General features: G+C 71.4%; 20 protein-coding genes and 2 pseudogenes. 10 read left to right on the forward strand and 12 right to left on the reverse strand.

Annotation, left to right across the window (positions count from 1 at the left end; all coding sequences use genetic code 11):
- The 5 genes and pseudogenes from ACZ7DL_RS25290 to ACZ7DL_RS25310 form a co-directional block, all read left to right on the forward strand.
- A pseudogene (locus ACZ7DL_RS25290) lies at positions 1-136 on the forward strand (IS701 family transposase); the annotation flags it as partial.
- A complete protein-coding gene (locus ACZ7DL_RS25295) occupies positions 103-711 on the forward strand; it encodes an alpha/beta hydrolase (RefSeq protein ID WP_470777288.1) in 609 nt (202 codons plus the stop codon). The pseudogene ACZ7DL_RS25290 and the gene ACZ7DL_RS25295, both read left to right, overlap by 34 nt.
- A 534-nt stretch (positions 712-1,245) precedes the next feature.
- Complete coding sequence (locus ACZ7DL_RS25300; RefSeq protein ID WP_470777290.1) at positions 1,246-1,923, forward strand: ArsR/SmtB family transcription factor; 678 nt, start codon at positions 1,246-1,248, stop codon at positions 1,921-1,923.
- 236 nt (positions 1,924-2,159) lie between these two features.
- The gene (locus tag ACZ7DL_RS25305; protein ID WP_470777602.1) at positions 2,160-3,281 is read left to right on the forward strand and encodes a cysteine desulfurase family protein; all 1,122 of its coding nucleotides are present in this window, start codon (positions 2,160-2,162) and stop codon (positions 3,279-3,281) included.
- Between the two features lie 152 nt (positions 3,282-3,433).
- Positions 3,434-4,699, forward strand: a complete 1,266-nt coding sequence (locus tag ACZ7DL_RS25310) for an MFS transporter (protein WP_470777292.1) — start codon at positions 3,434-3,436, stop codon at positions 4,697-4,699.
- Between the two features lie 167 nt (positions 4,700-4,866).
- On the opposite strand, the gene ACZ7DL_RS25315 is transcribed toward ACZ7DL_RS25310, so the two are convergent.
- From ACZ7DL_RS25315 to ACZ7DL_RS25355, 9 genes are all read right to left on the reverse strand, one after another.
- A complete protein-coding gene (locus ACZ7DL_RS25315) occupies positions 4,867-5,439 on the reverse strand; it encodes a hypothetical protein (RefSeq protein WP_470777294.1) in 573 nt (190 codons plus the stop codon).
- A 121-nt stretch (positions 5,440-5,560) separates the two neighbouring features.
- Positions 5,561-5,818 carry a hypothetical protein gene (locus ACZ7DL_RS25320; protein ID WP_470777295.1) on the reverse strand — a complete coding sequence of 86 codons (258 nt, stop codon included), beginning with the start codon at positions 5,816-5,818 and terminating at the stop codon, positions 5,561-5,563.
- Positions 5,805-6,062, reverse strand: a complete 258-nt coding sequence (locus ACZ7DL_RS25325; RefSeq protein WP_470777297.1) for a DUF6400 family protein — start codon at positions 6,060-6,062, stop codon at positions 5,805-5,807. The genes ACZ7DL_RS25320 and ACZ7DL_RS25325 overlap by 14 nt, the downstream gene beginning before the upstream one ends.
- Before the next feature lie 199 nt (positions 6,063-6,261).
- Positions 6,262-7,131 carry an MBL fold metallo-hydrolase gene (locus tag ACZ7DL_RS25330; RefSeq protein WP_470777299.1) on the reverse strand — a complete coding sequence of 290 codons (870 nt, stop codon included), beginning with the start codon at positions 7,129-7,131 and terminating at the stop codon, positions 6,262-6,264.
- Positions 7,132-7,300: 169 nt separating this feature from the next.
- Positions 7,301-7,762 carry an AAA family ATPase gene (locus tag ACZ7DL_RS25335; protein ID WP_470777301.1) on the reverse strand — a complete coding sequence of 154 codons (462 nt, stop codon included), beginning with the start codon at positions 7,760-7,762 and terminating at the stop codon, positions 7,301-7,303.
- 100 nt (positions 7,763-7,862) lie between these two features.
- Positions 7,863-9,290 carry an MFS transporter gene (locus ACZ7DL_RS25340; RefSeq protein ID WP_470777302.1) on the reverse strand — a complete coding sequence of 476 codons (1,428 nt, stop codon included), beginning with the start codon at positions 9,288-9,290 and terminating at the stop codon, positions 7,863-7,865.
- Between the two features lie 110 nt (positions 9,291-9,400).
- Positions 9,401-10,123, reverse strand: a complete 723-nt coding sequence (locus ACZ7DL_RS25345; RefSeq protein ID WP_470777303.1) for an FAD binding domain-containing protein — start codon at positions 10,121-10,123, stop codon at positions 9,401-9,403.
- Positions 10,124-10,513: 390 nt separating this feature from the next.
- On the reverse strand, positions 10,514-10,681 hold the full coding sequence (locus ACZ7DL_RS25350; protein ID WP_470777305.1) for a hypothetical protein: 168 nt from the start codon (positions 10,679-10,681) through the stop codon (positions 10,514-10,516).
- A 109-nt stretch (positions 10,682-10,790) separates the two neighbouring features.
- Positions 10,791-12,986, reverse strand: coding sequence for an MMPL family transporter (locus ACZ7DL_RS25355; RefSeq protein WP_470777307.1), 2,196 nt, complete (start codon positions 12,984-12,986; stop codon positions 10,791-10,793).
- Positions 12,987-13,346: 360 nt separating this feature from the next.
- On the opposite strand from ACZ7DL_RS25355, the gene ACZ7DL_RS25360 reads away from it, so the two are divergent.
- Positions 13,347-14,168 (forward strand): DUF1684 domain-containing protein, encoded by an 822-nt coding sequence (locus ACZ7DL_RS25360; RefSeq protein WP_470777309.1) that lies wholly within the window; start codon positions 13,347-13,349, stop codon positions 14,166-14,168.
- A gap of 150 nt (positions 14,169-14,318) precedes the next feature.
- On the opposite strand, the pseudogene ACZ7DL_RS25365 reads toward ACZ7DL_RS25360, so the two are convergent.
- Together ACZ7DL_RS25365 and ACZ7DL_RS25370 are read right to left on the reverse strand one after the other, a co-directional pair.
- Positions 14,319-14,542: pseudogene (locus tag ACZ7DL_RS25365) on the reverse strand (SAM-dependent methyltransferase); the annotation flags it as partial.
- Between the two features lie 151 nt (positions 14,543-14,693).
- Positions 14,694-15,146 carry a MarR family winged helix-turn-helix transcriptional regulator gene (locus tag ACZ7DL_RS25370; protein WP_470777311.1) on the reverse strand — a complete coding sequence of 151 codons (453 nt, stop codon included), beginning with the start codon at positions 15,144-15,146 and terminating at the stop codon, positions 14,694-14,696.
- Positions 15,147-15,273: 127 nt separating this feature from the next.
- Between ACZ7DL_RS25370 and ACZ7DL_RS25375 the strand changes: the two genes are divergently transcribed.
- Positions 15,274-15,726: an SgcJ/EcaC family oxidoreductase gene (locus ACZ7DL_RS25375; RefSeq protein ID WP_470777313.1), complete on the forward strand. Its 453-nt coding sequence runs from the start codon at positions 15,274-15,276 to the stop codon at positions 15,724-15,726.
- A gap of 175 nt (positions 15,727-15,901) precedes the next feature.
- Here the strand turns inward: ACZ7DL_RS25375 and ACZ7DL_RS25380 are convergent, their stop codons facing one another.
- Entirely contained in the window at positions 15,902-16,564 is a 663-nt protein-coding gene (locus tag ACZ7DL_RS25380; protein ID WP_470777315.1) for a ScbR family autoregulator-binding transcription factor, read from the reverse strand.
- Positions 16,565-16,851: 287 nt separating this feature from the next.
- Between ACZ7DL_RS25380 and ACZ7DL_RS25385 the strand changes: the two genes are divergently transcribed.
- The 3 genes from ACZ7DL_RS25385 to ACZ7DL_RS25395 all read left to right on the forward strand — a co-directional run bounded on the left by ACZ7DL_RS25385 (position 16,852) and on the right by ACZ7DL_RS25395 (position 19,150).
- The gene (locus tag ACZ7DL_RS25385) at positions 16,852-17,121 is read left to right on the forward strand and encodes a hypothetical protein (protein ID WP_470777316.1); all 270 of its coding nucleotides are present in this window, start codon (positions 16,852-16,854) and stop codon (positions 17,119-17,121) included.
- A 242-nt stretch (positions 17,122-17,363) separates the two neighbouring features.
- Positions 17,364-17,879 carry a GNAT family N-acetyltransferase gene (locus ACZ7DL_RS25390; protein WP_470777318.1) on the forward strand — a complete coding sequence of 172 codons (516 nt, stop codon included), beginning with the start codon at positions 17,364-17,366 and terminating at the stop codon, positions 17,877-17,879.
- Between the two features lie 425 nt (positions 17,880-18,304).
- A complete protein-coding gene (locus ACZ7DL_RS25395) occupies positions 18,305-19,150 on the forward strand; it encodes a DUF1206 domain-containing protein (RefSeq protein WP_470777319.1) in 846 nt (281 codons plus the stop codon).
- The last annotated feature ends 28 nt before the right edge of the window (positions 19,151-19,178 follow it).

The raw sequence follows: 19,178 nt of genomic DNA on the forward strand, positions 1-19,178 counted from the left end.
GATGAAACAGGCCCTGGGCCTGGCCCACTTCGAAGGCCGCACCTGGAGAGGCTGGCACCACCACGTAACCCTCGTCTCCGTCGCCCACGCCTTCTTAGCGGCATGGCGATCACGGCCGCAGCTGCCGACAGCCGCATCAAGGCAGTCGCCACGTCCTCGATGTACGACATGTCGCGCAGCATGTTCCGCGGCTGCAAGGACAGTTACACGCCCGAACAGCGCCAGGAGGTTGTGGACTACCTCAGCCGGCAGCGCTGGATCGACGCCGAGAACGGCACCTTCGCGCCGGGGTCCCACGAAGTGCCCTTCGACGCGGACGGCAACATGGCCGTGGCCGACCGAGTGCTTCCCGAGACCCTCCCCAAGGGCGCGGCCCCGATCACGTCGAGCTTCTTCGACTACTACCGGACCGAGCGCGGATTCCACCCGCGGTCGATCAACTCCACCACCGTGTGGACCGCGACAACGCCCATGGCCTTCTTCGCCTTCCCGATGATGTCGAACATCGACATGCTCGCGCCCCGACCCGCCCTTTTGGTGGCCGGAGCAAACGCGCACTCCCGCTACTACTCCGAGGACGTCCACGCGATGGCACCCGACAACGTCGGCCTCGTGATCGTTCCGGACGCGGACCACGTCGACCTGTACGACCGCAAAGAACTCATTCCGTTCGACGAGCTCGACGCGTTCTTCACCAAGAATCTCGCCTGATCAGGAGCACATTTGCCGGCCTGCGGGCGGCCTGCCCGCCTGCCGGCGGCCCGGCGGTCCCCGCCCTGCCGGCCGCCTCCGACGTGCTGGGCACCGGCCGGTACGTCGCTGTCGCCGCCTAGGCCGGCCCGGCAGGACGGTCGCGGTTGTCGGCGACGGCGCCGTCGGCATGATGGCCGTCCTGGCCGCCGAGCAACTGGGTGGCCCGTCTCATCCACTCAGCAGCTCGATGCGCAGCACCGGCTCGACTGACCTGAACCGGCCGGCCGCGGGGACCGCTTCCTACGACGACAGCAAGCTGTGGGTCACCGCCCTCGCCCTCGGCTGCGCGTCACGCTGGGGAGGGACCACGAGCCATGCGGTCGACCCCGGCTGGCTCCCCACCCGGACGGGAGGCCGCAGCACACGGGACGACCTGGCCGCCGGACACCAGACGCAGGCGCGGTCCTCCGAGATCCGGGAAGGGGGTGAGACGGGGTGTGGCCCGTGCTTCCGGCTTCCTCTACACTATTCCATGGATTTATGGAGGATGTCATGACGGAGACCACCCCGACCGGCTCGAAGGCGCGGCTGTACGACGCCTTCGCGGCCAGCGGAAAGGCGTTGGCCAGCGGGAAGCGTCTGGAACTGCTCGATCTGCTCGCTCAGGGCGAGCGGACCGTCGACGCCCTCGCCAAAGCCGCCGGGCTGAACCTGACGACCGTGTCGGCGCATCTGCAGACGCTCAAGCAGGCCGGATTCGTCGCCACCCGCAGGGAAGGCGTGCGCATCCACTACCGGCTCGCCGGGGACGACGTCGCCCAGCTGTTCGCGCTGCTGCGCAAGGTCGCCGAACGGCACCAGGCAGCCGTACCCGCCGCCCTCGACGCCTTCCTCGGCGAAGACGGCGCCGCCAACGTCACCCGCGAGGAGCTCCAGGCCCGCGTCGCCGCGGGGGACGTGGTGCTGTTGGACGTACGTCCGGTGGAGGAGTACCGGGCCGGGCACATCCCCGGCGCGGTCTCCATCCCAGTGGGCGAGCTGGCCGACCGCATCGACGAGCTGCCGGAAGGAGCGGAGATCGTCGTGTACTGCCGCGGAGAGTACTGCGTCCTCGCCTACGACGCCGTACGGCTGCTGACCCACCGCGGGCGGCGGGCGATCCGGCTCGACGACGGCATGCTCGAATGGCGCCTGGCCGAGCTGCCCGTACACACGGCGGAGCTGACGTGACCGGGCACTCCGGCGCGCGGCCGCCGCATCCGGGGCCGTCTGGCGCGCGGGCGTCGCACCTCGGCTCGTCCAGCACACTTCCGACGCACCCCGGCTCGTCCAGCACACTTCCGACCCACCTCGTCCCTTCTGGCGTTCTTCCGCCGAACAGCGGACCCTCCAGCACGCTTCCACCGCGCCCCGATGCCTCCGCCGCTCTCCCGCCTCACCCCGGCCTGGCCGGCGGGCCCGTCTACCTGGACTACAACGCCACCACTCCCGTCGACCCGCGCGTCGCCGGAGCCATGGCGCCCCACCTGACGCACTTTTTCGGCAACCCCTCCAGCAGCCACCGCTACGGCGCCGAACCCCGGCGGGCGCTCGCCGCGGCGCGCGCTCAGGTGGCCGGCCTGATCGGCGCGCGCCCGTCCGAGGTCGTCTTCACGTCCTCGGGCTCGGAGGCGAACCTGCTTGCCCTGCGCGGCGCGGTGCTGGCATCCGGCCGTACCCGGCCGCATCTGATCACGCAGGCCACCGAGCATCCGGCCGTACTGGAGACGGCGCGGGCCCTGGCGCGCCTGCACGACGCACGCGTGACGGTGCTGCCGGTCGACGGTGACGGACTGGTCGACCCGGGCGCGTTGGACGACGCTCTCACCGAGGAGACCGTATGCGTGTCGGTGATGGCGGCCAACAACGAGACCGGCGCGCTCCAGCCCATCGCCGAACTCGCCGGCCTCGCCCGCGCGCGCGGCGCACTGTTCCACTGCGACGCCGCCCAGGCCACCGGCAAGATCCCCCTGGACGTCCACGAACTGCGGGTGGATCTGCTGACCGTCGTCGGGCACAAGATGTACGCGCCCAAGGGCACCGCCACCCTGTTCGTACGCGACGGCGTGCGCCTGGAGCCGGTCGTCCACGGCGGCGGCCAGGAGCGCGGCCTTCGGGCCGGTACGGAGAACGTCGCGCTCGCGGTCGCCCTCGGCACCGCCGCCCGCCTCGCCGCCGAGGAACTCGCCGCCGGTACCCCGGACCGGATCGCGGCGCTGCGCGACGACCTCCACCGGCGGCTGACCGTCGCGCTACCCGGCCGCCTCCGTCTCAACGGGCCCGACGAGCAGCGCCTGCCGAACACCCTCAACGTCAGTGTCGAGGGAGCCCTCGGCCATGAACTCCTCGCCGCCGCTCACGAGGTGGCCGCCTCAACCGGTTCGGCCTGCCACAGCGGCGCCCTCTCCCCCTCCCCCGTGCTCACCGCGATGGGCCTCGCCCCCGACCGTGCCCTCGGGGCCCTGCGCCTGTCGCTGGGCCGCTGGACCACGGCAGCAGACGTCGAGACCGCGGCGGCGGCCCTCATCCGGGCTGCCGCCGCACATTGACCGGGCCGAACGGCCCCGGTGGCGAGGAACCGACGGCCGGCAACGGCCACCCGGCACGCGCCCGCACCGCACACCGCCTACACCGCACACACCGCACACCGCGCCGCTCACCCGCACCACTCACCACTCACTGCTCACTCCTCCGGAGAGACATGACCCGCACCGCGCCCGTCGGCACGCCGACCGCCATATCCGACGCGGACCAGGCACAGCGCCGCATCCTGCGCGTCCTGGTCGCCTCCCAGGTCCTCAGCGGCGCGGGGCTCGCCGCGGGCGTCACCGTCGGTGCCCTCCTCGCCCAGGAGATGCTCGGCTCGACCAGACTCGCCGGGCTGCCCAGCGCCCTGTTCACCGCCGGATCGGCGCTGGCTGCCGTCATCGTGGGCCGTGTTTCCCACTCCCATGGCCGCCGCCCGGGCTTGGCCGCCGGATACCTCACCGGGGCCATCGGCTCCGCGGGCGTCCTCACCGCCGCCGTCCTCGACAACCCTGTCCTGCTGTTCATCGCTCTCTTCGTGTACGGCGCCGGTACCGCCACCAACCTCCAGGCCCGCTACGCCGGAGCCGACCTCGCGCAGCCCGGCCACCGCGCTCGGGCCGTCTCGACCGTCCTGGTCGCCACCACGCTCGGAGGCGTCGCCGGTCCCAACCTCGCCGCCCCCACCGGCACTCTCGCCGAATCCCTCTCCATCCCCCGGCTGGCCGGGCCCTTCATGCTCTCCGGTCTGGCCTACACACTGGCCGCCCTGGTCCTCGGCCTCCTGCTGCGGCCCGACCCCCTGCTCCTGGCCCGCTCCCTGGCCCAGGCCGCGTCAGCCGAGGCCACCACCGGCCCGACCGGTGCGGAGGTTCCCGACACAGGAGCCGGCCGCGGAGGGATCGTCCTCGGCGCGCTCGTCATGATCCTCACCCAGCTCGTGATGGTCGCGATCATGACGATGACACCGGTCCACATACACGACCACGGCCACGGCACGGCCGCGTCCGGGCTCGTCATCGCCATTCATATCGCCGCCATGTACCTTCCCTCGCCGCTGACGGGCTGGCTGGTCGACCGCTACGGCCGCCTGAAGGTCGCCGCCGCTTCCGGGTGCACCCTGCTGGCCGCCGGGATCCTCGCCGCCGGCGCCCCGGGTGACTCCGTCGCCCTGCTCGCGCTCGCGCTGGCCCTGCTCGGCCTCGGCTGGAACCTCGGCCTGGTCTCCGGTACGGCGATCATCACCGACGCGGTGCCGCTCGCGACCCGCGCCAAGACCCAGGGGATGGTCGACGTCTCCATCGCCATCGCCGGCACCACCGGCGGTCTGTCCTCCGGTGTCATGGTCGCCGCCACCAGCTACTCCGCCCTCGCTCTCACCGGCGGCTTCCTCTCCCTCGCACTCCTTCCCGTCATCGCCGCGACCGCGTACCGACGGTGACGTCCATGGGTCCCCGACTCCTCGCGCCGGACATCACCGTCGACGGCCAGGACAGCGGCTTCACCACGGCCGCTCTGCCACCGCGCTCCGGGCGGTCGGCAAGCTCAAGGCGGAGCGCGAGGTTCCCGGCCCTGCTCGAAGCCAAGGAGATCCCGGCCTGTGGATCTTCAAGGGTCACCCGCCGCGTGGCCCGCATCCGTCACGCGGCGGGCCGCCGCCTCCGCCCGAGCGGCCCGGGCCAGCAGGCGGGCTCGTCGGCGTGGCCACCACAGAAGCTCGACCAGGAAGAGCACGACCAGCAGCCACGAGGCGATCATCTCGCCGGTGGTGCCCGTGACGGTGTCGTACACGGCGAGAGCGACGCAGAGCGCGGTGACGAGCGGGACCACCCAGCGGCGCATCCGGTCGTCTTCGGCGGACCGGCGCAGGGCGTCCGCGTAGCCGAGGACCGAGGGCGCCAGGCGGGGATCACCGATGGCCTCGCCTTGCCGGGTGGCGCGGACCACGGCCGCGCGGTCTGCGGTGTTCATGTGCCTGGCCGCCGGCCAGATCCTGTTCATCCGGCGCGGCACCCGGGTCCCGTAGATCAGGCACAGCACCACGAAGACCACCAGGGCGCCCGCCCATGACCCCGCCTCGATGAGGACGAAACCCCCGAAGAAGACGCCGGCGGCGAGACCGGCGCCCGCAGCCCGGGTCACCGATCCCCGCTGCCACATCCAGCCCGGAACGAGAAGCATCCGTCCACAGTGGCCAGCACCGATCACGGAAGCAACGACCGCACCGGCACGTCGGCGTGACCACACGCACACGGCGCTCCGCAGCGGGCAGACTCGGCAGACCGGCGACCTACCTGCCCGTTCACTCCCCTCGCAGGCCGCTGGCGGTGCGTGTCCAGCGGGTGCGGGTGGCGCCGAAGCCCGTCTCGTGGTCCCAGATGTGGGTGCACGAGGGGCACTGGAGGTGGAGGAGGCTGCCGGTGTTGGCGAGCAGGTACCGCCAGTGCGCCAAGCACCTGCGGCCCTGCCCGCACGTGGCGCATCCCCGGTGGTCCTCGCAGTTCGGGCAGGTCACCCAGGCGCGGCGCCCGATGTCCGCCTGGGGATCAAGCGGAAGCATGGCCGCCACCGCGCCGCGGGAGGATGCCGGCCGCGACGAGGGTGTCGTACAGCCGCTGCTGTTCCTCGTCCAGGCCGGAGTACAGCAGGTCGTACGCCTCTTCCTCGCCGCGCATCATCGCGACGGGGTCCCAGTCGGCGCCGAGTGCGTCCATGACATGGGCTCGCCGGGTCATCTCATGGCTGGTGAGGTCGACGGCGAACTCGACGGGCTCGGCGGGAAGAGGGGCGTTCTGGGCGGACATGTCACCGAACTTAGGTATCCCTTCCGGCCAGGACAAGGGCACGTGGGACACATCACAGCAGGTCGGCGGCTGCGCACTGCCGCGACCGCCTCGGCCGGCCGAGCACACGCACATCCCGGCTACGACCCCCACGGCCTGCCGGAGCCACGCGCCGCCACCGCCGACGGCCACACCCGGGGCGGTCGTTCCGGCTGCTCCGTCACCAGCGGACGCCCGTGAAGTCGATCGGGCGAGGGCGCAGCAGGCGGGTGCGTTCCATCAGCCCGTGCAGTCGCCGGGACATCTCGTCGGCCGGCAGGCGGCGCCGGTCTCCGTGGCCCGGCAGGACCCACTCGAAGCGCAGCCGTCCTGCCGTCCTGGCCAGGGAGTCGGCCAACTCCTCGATGGAGTACCAGGTCACGCTCTCGGCGACTTCCAGATCACCGGTCGTCCGCGACCAGTAGAAGCTGTCGCCGCTGAAGCAGTACCGGTCGTCGGCGAGATAGAGGACGCTGCCGCGGGTGTGACCGGGAAGGGGGTGGACGGTGACACCTTCGGCGATCTCCAGCGGTTCGAGTCCGCGGATCACCTGGTCCGCGTCCGGTGCGGCGTCCAGGTCGCCCTCGTGGATCCACAGCCGGGCGCCGAAGTGGTCGGCGTAGCGGCGGCCGTGTGCGGCATGGTCGCGATGGGTGAGCAGGACGTCGGTGACGGGCCCCGATGCCGTGTAGCGCTCGGCCAGCGCACGGCTCCAGCGGGGCGTGTCGATCATCATGCGGGTGCCGGAGGGCCGCAGGAGCAGGTAGGAGTTGGCACCCGCGGTGTGCGTCGAGTTGTGCCCGCAGATCAGTACGCCGTCGTCCAGGGCCAGCGGGAACGGGTCCAGTTGCTGGTCCGCCCGGCCGGTCCGGGGCCGGATCGAGCGGGTGGGGCAGGCGAAGACCGCGGCGTGTAAACGCCGGTTCTCCGCCTCGTCGGCGGGCGGGCGCAGGATCTGCGACTTCCCGTCGGCCTCGCCGATCAGCTCGGGCGCGAACTGCCGGGCCACATCGCAGTTGACGCAGCGGTCGTCCACGTACCATCCGTCCACGGCTGGGCTCCTTTCCCGGGGAAGCGGCCGCGGTGCGGGCCGCCCTTCCAGGGGTATCCCGTCGGCCCGCGAATCGGTAGGCCGTCCCGGCCTTGTGTTTCCCGTTCCGGGGCGCTCTCGGCACGGGCTTCCCCGCGGGGAACGAGGGGGAATCCGGCCGTTCCGTGGCTCAGGCGCGTACCTCGAACCCACCCCGCCCGTCGAACCGCACCTCGTGGACCGCGTCGAACCCGTCCGCGGCCGACGGCCTGCGCAGCCGTTTCAGCGTGGCCAGCACGCCGACGTCGGGAACCCGGCCATGGTCCTCGCGCGCGGCGTTGCGCCGCAGGGAGCCCGCCACGTCCGGCGGGAACCAGTAGGCCGTCACGGTCGCCCCGTGGGCATGGGCCGCTTCCACGAGTGGGCCCCATTCCTCCGGCGACGGGTTGGTGTTGTCCACCGCCACGGCACGCCCGGCCGCGAGGTGCTCGGCCACCAGCCGCATCTGCCGGCGCTGCTTGTTCCTGGCAGCGCGCGGGAACAGGTCCTTGCCGACCAGCTCGTACCGGTCGGACAGACGCTGTGCGTAGAAGGTGGACTTCCCGGAAGCCTGTATCCCGACCAGTACGGCGAGGTCCGCTTCTGTCGCCATACCGCCACGATGACATGTCACCGGCGGCCCGGCGAGCACTCCCCGGAGGGCTTTGATCGCCGGGCGTTCCCGCTTGCCCGTCACGCGCCTGCCGCGGGGCTCAACGTGCCCGGGCCAGGGAAGCCGCGTTCTCGACGGGAGCCTTGGAGCGCGAGGCGTGGGCCACGAGGAGTAGCACCAGTCCGCAGGCTGCGACCAGGAACCAGCCCGGCCTGGAGGCGTGGCCGAGTTCCGCGGGAGTGCTTCCCGCGAGCAGTCCCCCGGCCAGCGCGATGCCGAGGGCGGCGCCGACCTGTCGTGCGGTGGACGTGATCGCACCCGCCACACCGGCCCGAGTGGTCGGCAGGCCGCCGACCGCGGTGTTGGTGATCGGCGCGTTGGCGAACCCGAAGCCGATGCCGATGAGCAGGTAGGCGAACAGGAGCAGGAGGACGCTCGTGTCCTGGTCGAGCCCGACCAGGCACAGTCCGCCGGCGGTGAGGAAGCCGCCCGCCAGGTACAGCGGCGGCCGTGGGCCGATACGGCCGACCAGGCGGCCGGACCACGGTGCGCAGACGGTCGCTCCGACCGCCATGGGAAGGGTGGCCGTCCCGGCGGCGAGCGGGGTGAATCCCCGGGCGTGCTGGAGGTAGAGGGTGTTGAGGAGCAGCGCCGCGTTCAGGGCGACGAAGACCGCCACTGCGCCCAGGACCGCACCGCTGAAGACCGGGCCGCGGAAGAGCCTGGGATCCATCAGCGGCTCTTCGCGGCGGAACTCCACGCCGACGAATCCCGCCGTCGCCGCGGCGGCGAGGGCGTAGCCGGCCAGTGCCGTCGGCGACGTCCAGCCGATGCGGGGCCCTTCGATGAGGATGCCGACCCACGCCCCGATCGTCACGGTCAGCAGGATCTGCCCGGGCAGGTCGAGTCGCCGTGCCTTCGGCGCCCGGGACTCGGGCACGAACACCGCGCTGAGCACGAGGGCGGCCACGATGACCGGCGCGTTGATCCAGAACAGCGAGCGCCAGCCGAGTCCGGCGACGAGGGCACCACCGGTGACAGGGCCAGCGGCCATGCTGAGCCCGAACACCGCCGCCCAGACACCGATGGCCTGCGCCCGCTCCCGCGGGTCGGGCATCGCGTTGACCACGATGGCGAGGGCCACGGGACTGAGCATGGAGGCGCCGATTCCCTGCACCGCGCGGGCCGCGACCAGTGCGCCCACCGAGGGAGCCAGCGCGCAGACCAGCGAGGCCAGGCCGAAGACGGTCAGCCCCCACTGGAACACCCGCCGGCGCCCGAACCGGTCCGCCAGCGCCCCGGACGAGATCAGCAGGGCGGCCAGGACGATGGTGTACGCGTCCACGGTCCACTCCAGACCGCGGGTCCCCACGTTCAGGCCGTCCCCGATGGCGGGCAGTCCGACGTTGACGATGGTCGTGTCCAGGCCGACCAGGAACATGCTCAGGCAGCAGACGGCCAGCACCGTCCAGCGTCTGCGTCTGCTCAGCACAGGGGGTTGGGCAGGGGAAATCGTCGTCACGGTCATCGTCCGCCTCTCCGGTACGCAGGTCGTACCGGGCCAGGCTCGGGCAGGACGACGCCTACCGGCCAACGTCTTTGCCAAGACCGCAAACGACCGGAGGCTCAGCCGCCGCCTCAGTCCGAACCGCGGCCCTCCATCAGGCCGATGACCTGCGGGCGGATGACCTCCCATGCGGCGGCCGGCAGCTCGCCGAGAGCCGTGCCGCGCAGTGCGTCGAGGGCCTCGTCGGTGCCGGTGTCGGCGTCGACGTCGCCGCTGAGCACGTCGTAGCCGTCCCGTACGGCGAGGCGCAGCCGGTTGGCCTCTCCGTCCCCGCCGTGCAGTGCCGAGGCCACGACCAGGGGTGGCTCTCCGCCCGCCGCGCCGGGCAGCTTGCGGTAGGCGGAGGCCATCGGGGTGCGCCAGTACAGGCTGAGCAGCACGGGACGCTTGGCGACCACCTCGGCCAGGTCCGCCTCGCGGACGCCGTCGGTTTCCAGCACCGTCGCCCGGGCGTCCAGCACGAGCGCGGCGGGCAGCAGGCAACGCAGCGTGCTGCCGACGAGGTTGCCGCCGACGGTCGCCGTCCGCCGTACCGCGCCGGTGCCGACCGTGGCCGCGGCGAGCCGGAGGACGCCCGGCACCTGTGCGTCGATCCGGTGCAGGACGACGGCACCACCCAGCGTCTCGCGCCCCATGGCGTTGGCTTCCGGCAGCTCACGCAGGGACATGGCGAGTTCGGGGAATCCGTCCCGCTGCCACGTCGCCCACACGAGCGTCGCCCCGCCGATCGGCACGGCCCCCTCGGCCAGACACTCCTGGGCTTCCGACACGGACGTGGGCAGACGCAAGAGCACAGCGGTCGACCTGCCTTCCTGGGGCTTAGGGCGATGGGCGAGCGACACCGGGCGGCCATCTGCCCGGCGACAGCGCAGTCTTGTCCCACCGGCGGGGGCGCGTACAGGGCTCACACGAGCACGCGGTGCGCGCTCCGCGCAACGTGCGCTTCTCGCCTTTTTCCGCCGCCTGCTCGCCGTTGCACCGCGGGGTGAGGAGGTGCGGGTCCTTCTGAGTGGAGTAGGCGGCCCCGGGCACCAGGGGCCCGACTGCCGCGGACGGCTGTGACCGGGCGCGGTGTGTGTCACGGCCGCGGGGCGGTGAGAGGGGGGCATCATGGCCGAGGGGCGGTGAGAGCGGCGACGACTCGGTTGGTCATGTCCTTCCTGGCGTTCAAGGATGTCGGATCGTCACCGGGCCGTCTCCCTGCCGACCCGGACGCGGACAGCCGGGTCGGCGGGTTCCGGCGCGAAGAAGTCGTCGTGGCGGACATCAGGGCCGGCCGAACGACCACTCGCCGTGGGCATGTGCTCCAGGTACGGCCTGGTGTCGACTTCGTACGGGTCGACTACCTCCACGGCTCCGCCGCCGGCTGACCGACAGCTCCCGTTCCGTGGTCGCGCAATCGAAAAGAGTCCTGCCGGGCCGTGCGGCCCGGCAGGACTCGGTCGTTCACACCGGCCGCCGTCAGCGGCGGCGACCGGCGGGGTCGTGGACACCGGCGTCCCGGCCCTCGTCGCCCGGGACCGGCCCGAGGCCCTCGGTTCCGACGCCCGTGCCGGCCGTCGGCGGCTCCGCCCGGTCCCCGTGGCCCGGCCACCAGGCCGCGTGACCGATCAGGGCCGTGAGGCTCGGGGTGAAGAACATCGCCATGACGAACGCGGCCACCGCGATTCCGAAGGAGACCGCGAAGCCCATCTCCGAAAGCAGCGAGTTGCCCGCCAGCATCATCGTGGCGAAGGTCGCCGCCAGGATGAAGCCCGCCGCGGCCACGGTCGGCCCGGCGTGCCGGAGCGCCATGCCGGCCGCCTCGCGCGGCTCGCGGCCCTCGCGGGCCTCCTCGCGCAGCCGGGCGATCATGAGGATGTTGTAGTCGGTGCCGATCGCGACCACGAAGAGATACATGATCACCGGCAGCATGAACATCAGGCCCGAGTGTCCCTGTCCTTCCTGGAAGATCCACACGGTGGCGCCGAGGGTGGCGCCGAAGCCGAGGCCCACGGAGGCGATCAGGTACCAAGGGGCGACCACACTGCGCAGCAGCAGCCCCAGGATCAGCATGATCAGGACGGCGGCCACCGGGAAGACGGTGCGGTAGTCGTGGTTGACGGCCGCGTTGATGTCCTTGTAGATCGAGGACATACCGCCGACGACCGCTTCGGTGCCGTCGGGCGCCGTGGAGTGGGCGACGTCGCGGACCCGGCCCACGGCGTCGATGGCCTTGTCCGTCGACGCCTCGTACTTGAGGGTGACGGTGAAGTCCGCGGTGGTGCCCTGCTTGTTCACCTGGGTCAGGCGGGCACTCGCGACGCCGTCCACGGCACCGAGCTTCTGCGCGTACGCGTCGAAGCCGGACTTGTCCAGCGGCTTGCCGTCGGTGGTGGACAGATAGACGTCGGTGGGTGCCGCGGCGCCCGCAGAGTACGCCTTCTGCATCTCGTCCTGGACGACCATGGACTCCTTGGTCTTGGGCATGGAGCCCGACGCCAGGTCGAAGGTGGCCTTGTAGCCGAAGGTGCCGACGGACAGGGCGAGCAGGACGAGACCGGACAGGACGGCGGTCAGCGCCGGGCGGCGCTGGACGCCCCGGCCGAGGGCGGCGAAGCGGGCGTTCTGCGGCTCCTTCTGCCAGGACTTCGAGGGCCAGAACACCTTCGGCCCGATGAGCGAGACCACGGCGGGGATCAGCGTCAGGCCCGCGATCAGAGTGGCGCCGACCGCGATGGCGAGCGCCGGGCCCATCTGCTTCAGGAAGCCCAGCGTGGACAGCACCAGGGCGAGGAACGCGATGATGACCGCGCCCGCCGCCGAGGCGATGGCCTCACCGACCCGGCCAACCGCGTTGATCATGGCCTGCTTTGGCTCGTCACCGGCACGCAGACTCTCGCGATATCGGAATATCAGGAACAGGAAGTAGTCCGTGCCCACACCGAAGAGCACGACGATCAAAATGGACGAGATCGAGCTGTTGGCCTCGAGGTTGAACAGCTTGGTGGCGTAGGCGATCAGCCCGTTGGCGACGGCGGACACCAGGCCGATCAGCACCAGGGGCAGTACGGCGAGGATCGGCGCCCGGAAGATGATCAGCAGCGTCACCAGGATGATGACGAAGGTGCCGATACCGATCAACGCCTCGCCACGCTTGGACGAGTCCTGTTGGTCGAGTGCCTGCGCCGCGGCACCGCCGAGCTTGACGTCGAGATCCGTGCCCTTGGCCAGTTTCTTGGCCTCTTCACGCAACACCTTGGCAGCGTCGGCCTGTTTGGGCTGACCGGCGTTCTTGCTGTCCATCTGCACCAGGGTCAGGGTGTACCTGCCGTCCTTGGACGGCTGGCCGGGGACGACCTTCTGTACCTGGTCGATGTGTTTCTTGCCCAGTTCGGAGGTGATCCGGGCGACATCCTTCTGGTCGGCGGCGGTGAGTTTGCCGCCGTCGGTGCGCTGGTACAGCGCGATCGCGGACGGGGTGAAGGCGCTGGGGAACGCCTTCTGCTGGAGGTCCGCCGCTTTGATGGACTCGTAACTCTTCGGTAGGAAGCTGCTCTCGTCACTGTTCGAGGGCAGACTCGGAGCGGTGGCGACAATCGCCACCGCGGCAATCAGCCACGCCACAATCGTCCAAACGGGATGACGGACGACGGCGTTGCCTATTCGTCGGAACATGCGGAGGGTCCTCCTGGTAAGGAAGATCACCGCAGCCCGGGGAGCGGTCCCTGGCATCGGCGACCCCGACCGGCGCACAGGGAACGGGCCGGTCGCATGGTTGTCTTGCCTCACATCCTAGTGACCGCGCACAGACATCCGCTCATCAATACCCGCGGCCCCGGACGGCTCGTCATACTCGGCCGCCATTACGGCAGATGCCGAGGTCAGCCGGTGAACGGCCGGCAAACGGCAGCCACAGGACGGGAGATCGGCCGCGCAGACACACCGGCGAATTCCGGTGGACGGGATGAACGGCGGGGGTGCGGCCGTTGGAAGACGAGCGGGACCCGACCGGCAACGCCAGACGAGGGAGCGGACATGACCGTCCAGGACATCGACCGAGTGGACTTCGCCGAGGAATGGGAGGAATGGCATAGGACCCAGGAGGAGACACTGGCCGCACCGCACGGCTTCCTCGCGATCACCAGCCTGCACTGGCTGAGCCCCGAACCGGCCAGGTTCGAGGACGCTCCCGGCGCCTGGTCGGCCACCGCCGACGGCGTGGTGGTCGAACTGGCCGACGGCGAGGAGGTGACCGTCGACGGGCAAGTGGTCTGCGGCCGCCACGACTTCGGTGTCATCGCGGAACGCGACAGCCTGTACGTCGGCTGGGGTGACGCCGTGCTGGAAGTCGCCCGGCGCGGTGGCAACGACATTCTGCGCCCCCGCCACCCCGGCAACGCACTGCGCACCGACTTCCGGTACACGCCCGCCTACGCCCCGGACCCGCGCTGGGTCGTCACCGGCCGTTTCCTGCCCTTCGAGAAGCCGCGCCCGGTCACGGTCGGCGCCACCGTGGAGGGCCTGGAACACGTCTACGACTCCCCCGGCCGCGTCGAGTTCGAGCTGGACGGCGTGCGGTACCACCTCACCACGTTCAACGGCAGCACCCCCGGCGCCCTCATGGCCCTCTTCACCGACAGCACCTCGGGTGTGACGACGTACGCCGCGAATCGCTCCCTCCAGATCGCCGCGCCCGCCCCCGACGGCACGGTCAGCCTGGACTTCAACCGTGCCACGAACCTGCCGTGCGCCTACACCGACCTGGCGACCTGCCCCTTGCCTCCCGCCGAGAACCGCCTGCCGGTCGCGATCGAGGCGGGGGAACGGATCCCCTTGGAACGCGGCGGCCGGCCGTAGGGCCCCGCGCCACACCGCCCCGCCCGCCCCCTCATGTCCAGCGTCACAGGCGGGCGTCGTGCCTCGTGAGGAGGGCGCCTGTATGACTCACCACCGCAGCGGTCATCCCGTCGGCCACGGGCGGCGCCGGACGAACGCCTCGGTGCTGGGGATGCCAGTGTCCGGGTCGACGCCGACAGCCTCGCGGAACAGGGGGCCAGGGGCAGGGTGACCGTGCCGGGTCCGCAGCCCACGTCGAGGAGACGTCCGGTGCCGTCGGCCGCCGGCACCTCGGCGAGCCGCGCCACCAGTCCGGGCGCGTAGGGCAGCCGCCCCTGCCGGTAGTAGGCGGCCGTGCCCGCGAAGAGCGTCTCGTCCCGCTCCCAGTCGGTCATCCTGGTCTGCGTCCCTCCGGTGGGACATGGTCGTACGGACGCCGGTGGTTGGTCGTACGGACGGCGGTGATTCGTCGTACGGACGACGGTGATGATGTCACGGCCGCGGAACGGCCGGTGCGGGCGCGTTCGGTCGTCGGCTCCGCTCGCCTCAGCCCGTCTTCCTGGTCCGCTTGCGCGGGGCCGCCGCCCGGATCTCCTCGGTCGCGGCGCGGAACGCGGGAGCCGCGCGCGCGAAGTAGTCGAAGAGCACGGCGCGTTGCTCGGGCGTGTAGTGGGCCAGTACCTCGGCGACATGGCGGCGCGCCGGGCCTACGACGCCCTCCACGCGGGCGAGCGCGTCCGGGACGGGCTCGACGTGCACGCGCCGGCGGTCGGCGGGGTCGGCGGTCCTGCGTGCGTATCCGGCGCGTTCGAGGCGGTCGATCAGGCGGGTGGTGGCACCGGTGGTCAGGCCGGTGCGGGTGGCGAGTTCACCCGAGGTGAGGCTGCCCTCCTGGGTGATCAGGCTGAGCGCGTACCACTCAGAGCTGTGCAGGCCGGCCGCTTCGGCGCTGGCCAAGCCTTGGAGGCCCACGGCGTCGAGGTACTGACGGAAGATCACGTGTTCTTCTTCCCTGCCGCTGCGGGGATTCGGCATCGGTGGGCCCCTTCCCAAATCTCTGCACACATGCAGATACTGCTCTCAGTAAGACTCTTCTCAAGTCTAACCACGAGGGGGAAGCTCCGTCATGCACACAGCTCAGGACATCGCCGCGGTCACCGCCGTACTGGACGCACTGGTCGCCGCATGGAACCGGCACGACGCCGACGCCTACGGCGGGCTGTTCACCGAAGACGCCAGCTATGCCACCTACGTCGGCACCCTCTACCAGGGGCGCCGGGACATCATCGAAAGCCATCGGGTGCTGTTCACGACCTTCCTCAAGGGCACCCGGCTCGCGGACGAGACCGTCGGCATCCGCTTCCTCGGGCCGGACACCGTCGTCGTCAGCGGGCGCGGTGACACCTACAAGGGCAGGCGGCCCCGCCGGCTGGGAAAGGTTCAGACGTACACGTTGGTCCGGGAGGCGGACGGCGCTTGGCGGATCGCCGCCTTCCACAACACCAAGCGCAAGCCGCTGATGGAGGCGGTGTCGTTCCGCTTCGCGCCCGGTCTCGTGCCCGGGGCCACCCGGGCGTGACTCCTGGGGCTCGGTCGCGGCCTCGGATCCTGCGGGCTCGGTCGCGGCCTCGGATCCCGCCTGCCCTCAAACCGTCTCAGCGGTTTGATTCGTGGCCACATCTGTGTCTGTCGCGCCGCGTGGGGAGCAACTGCGCGCGGGAGCCGGACTCGGGGGTCGAACTCGGGGGTCGGTGTCAGGCAGGGGCGCCGGCGAAGGCTGCCGACTTCTGGTGGACCTCGGCGATCACCCGGGCGCCCCGGTCCGGCGCGGTGTCCAGCCGGACGAGGACGGCAGGGGCCGCGATCGAGGGAAGGAGGTGGCCGTACAGCGCCGACATGCGTTCGTCCAGGTCGGCCCAGCCGGCCACGGCCTGCGAGACGAACTGCACGCCTATCCAGGCGCCGAGGAAGACCTGGGCGGTCTCCTCGGGGACCACGTGCGGGAGCACCTCACCGCGTTCCTTGGCCTCCGTCAGAACACAGGAGGTCAGTCTCGCCCAGGCCGGCCAGGCGCTGCCGAGGACGTCGTGGCCCTGCAGGTCGGCCGAGAGCCGGACACCGGCGAGCAGCATGGGCTCCCGGGGCAGACGCTTGGCCAGGGTCATGCCCGCGTCCACCCATTCCTGGAGCTTCAGTTCGCGGGGCAGGTGGTACTCGGTCCTCATCTGCTCCTGGAGCACGCCCCGGGCGAGGGCGGCCTTGGAGTCGAAGTGGAAGTACAGAGCGCCCTTGGTCACGCCGGCCCGGTTGAGGATCTCGGCGATGGTGGCGGCCGCGTAACCACGCTCGGCGAAGACGGCCGCAGCGGCTTCCAGAACAGCGCGTCGGGTCCGGACAGCTCGCTCCTGCTGAGCCATGGACCCTCCCCAAGCTGAAAATTAAACCAAACATCTCGTACCATACCGCACGGCTGGTCAACGAGAGGGCGCGCTGGGGCGGTTGAACGCGACTTGGCACATGCGGCTGACACAGGCCGGCGCTGCCCCGCCCTGGCACGCAGTGCGCCGAGCGCGACGCACCCGCGGACGCATGCGGCGACCTTCCACTTCGCCATCCCGGTACGCCTCCCAGCTCGGTGGCCCGCACCCCTGAGTCCACCCAAATGCGGTTGCACCGGGGCCGGTGAGCCGGGTGAGGTACGTGTATGGGCGGTGCCGCGACCGGCCGCATGGCGCGGGCCGGCGGTGCTCGGGGCCCTGATGCCGGCACCAGGCCCGATGCCCGCCGGTTCAAGGCCGTGGTGGTGGCGGGGTTCCTCTCCGCCACCAGGGCGTTCGCGGGGTACACCTACATCGCGACGTTCCTGGGTGACGTGAGCGGGTTCCCCTCGAACACGGTCAGCGCCCTGTTCGCGGTCTTCGGTGTCGCGCGGCGGGCTCCTGACCGGCGGGGCCTGCGCGGTGCTGCTCGGTGAGCGGCTGTCCCGGGCCCCGGTCAGCGGATCTCAGGGGCCGTCCGGAACGCCGTAGCAGGGATACTCAAATGCTTTGCCCAGGCCGGAACACGCTTGCTACGGTCGCGTCGGCGCGAGAGACGCGTGATCACGGGATGGGGAGGTTGATGAATATGGCCGCCGTCGGCCCTCATCGGCATACCCTCATCCGGCCCGCGCGCTAGACGGCGCGGTCCGGTCGTTCCCACGACCAGGAGTGATACGTGTCCACCCCTTCTTCACCAGCCCATCCGCAGCTGACCACCGACCGCCTCGTCCTTCGGCCCTGGACCACCGCCGAGGCCGCCGCGGTCCTCGGCGACAGCAGGTCCGTCCACTGGGCGGACGACTTCCCCGCCGAAGGTGACCGCGTCATAGCCGGTCTCTTCGAGCAGCACCCCGCCTGGCTCGGCGAACACGGCCATCGTCTGGTCATCGAGCGTGCCAGTGACGTGGTGGTGGGTTCCGTCGGTCTGTTCTGGCCACCCAGCGAGGGGAGCGTCGAGATCGGCTACGGCATCGTGGCGTCCCGCCGCGGCCGGGGCTACGCCACCGAGGCCACCCGGGCGCTGGCGGAGTTCGCCCTGGCGGCGCCTGGCGTCCAGAGCGTGGTGGCGGGCGCGGAGCTGTCGAACCCGGCCTCCCTGCGCGTGCTGGAGAAGGCGGGCTTCCGCCTGTCGGCCACCGAGGGCGACGTGGCCCGCTATGTGATCACGAGCGCGGATCACCACCGGCAGTGATCCCTAGGGGCCGGCGGCAAACCGCCGGCCCCTCCCCCACGAGGCCACCATTTCGGGACCGGGTCGGGCTGCTGCCCGCATGCTTGAAGTTCACAGTAGGCACGTATCGCGCGGAGCCGACGGCCGGTGCACGTTCGAAGCATGCGTCGCCCGCGCCCCTCGGGAGAACGCCATGCGCGTCGCCGTCACCGGGTCCACCGAGCTCTCGGCTCCGCTCTCCCGCTCGCTGCTCGCCGAAGACCACCCCGGAGAGCTCCGGGCGTCCTTCGAAGCCCAGCTGGAGGTCCTCGCGCTTGGCGTTCCGGCGCCGTCCGCGTGTCCTGGTCCGCCGCCTGTCCGGGCACCGCACCGGCACGGCCTGACCGCTCCCTGTCTCCCTCGCGGCAAGCAGGTGTCGGACCGGGACGCGGGGGAATCGGCGGTATATGAACGCATCGTCATGGGCACTACGGGGACGCGGCCGGGCGCGCCGAGCGGCGGACAGCACGGCGATGGCCGTGGCCGCCCGGGCGGGTTTCGCGGCGCGCGGGCTCATCTACTTCCTCGTGGGTGTCATCGCGGTACAGATCGCCTTCGGCGGTAACGGCGACGGGCACCAGGCGGACCGCGGCGGCGCCCTCGGCCAGCTGGCAGGCCGGCCGTTCGGGTCGGCGATGCTGTGGATCGTGGGCGTGGCACTCGCCGGAATGGCCCTGTGGCGGCTGTCGGAGGCGGTGTTCGGCGGGTCGGGCCCGAAGGGGACGAAGATCTCCCGGCGGGCGGCGGCACTGTTCCGTTTCGTCTTCTACGGCTTCGTGTCCTACACGGTGCTCTCCTACGCAGCCGGGGACCGGGGCAGCGGCAGCGGATCCTCCGACCGGAACACCGACGACGTCACCGCCCGGGTGCTGGAGTGGCCCGCCGGCCAGTGGCTCGTCGGGATCGCGGGGACCGGCGTGGTGATCGCCGGGCTGTGGATCTCCGTACGGGCCGTGCAGAAGAAGTTCCTGGAGGACCTGCGGACCGGTGCCATGTCGGCCCGGACCCGGCAGGTCGTCGAATTCTTCGGGATGACGGGCGGGGCGGCGCGTGGTGTCGTCTTCGCCGCGGCCGGTGTGTTCGCCGTCGTCGCGGCCGTCCAGCATCAGCCGGGGAAGGCCAAGGGCATGGACGACACCCTGCGTGCGTTCCGGGATCTGCCGGCCGGCCCCTGGCTGCTCGCGCTCGTCGCGCTCGGCCTGGCCGCGTTCGGCGTCTTCTCCTGGTGCAACGCACGCTGGCGGGACGTCTGACCCGGCCCCCGCAGCCGACGGAGCCGGG

Source organism: Streptomyces sp. NPDC036984, from assembly GCF_055607665.1.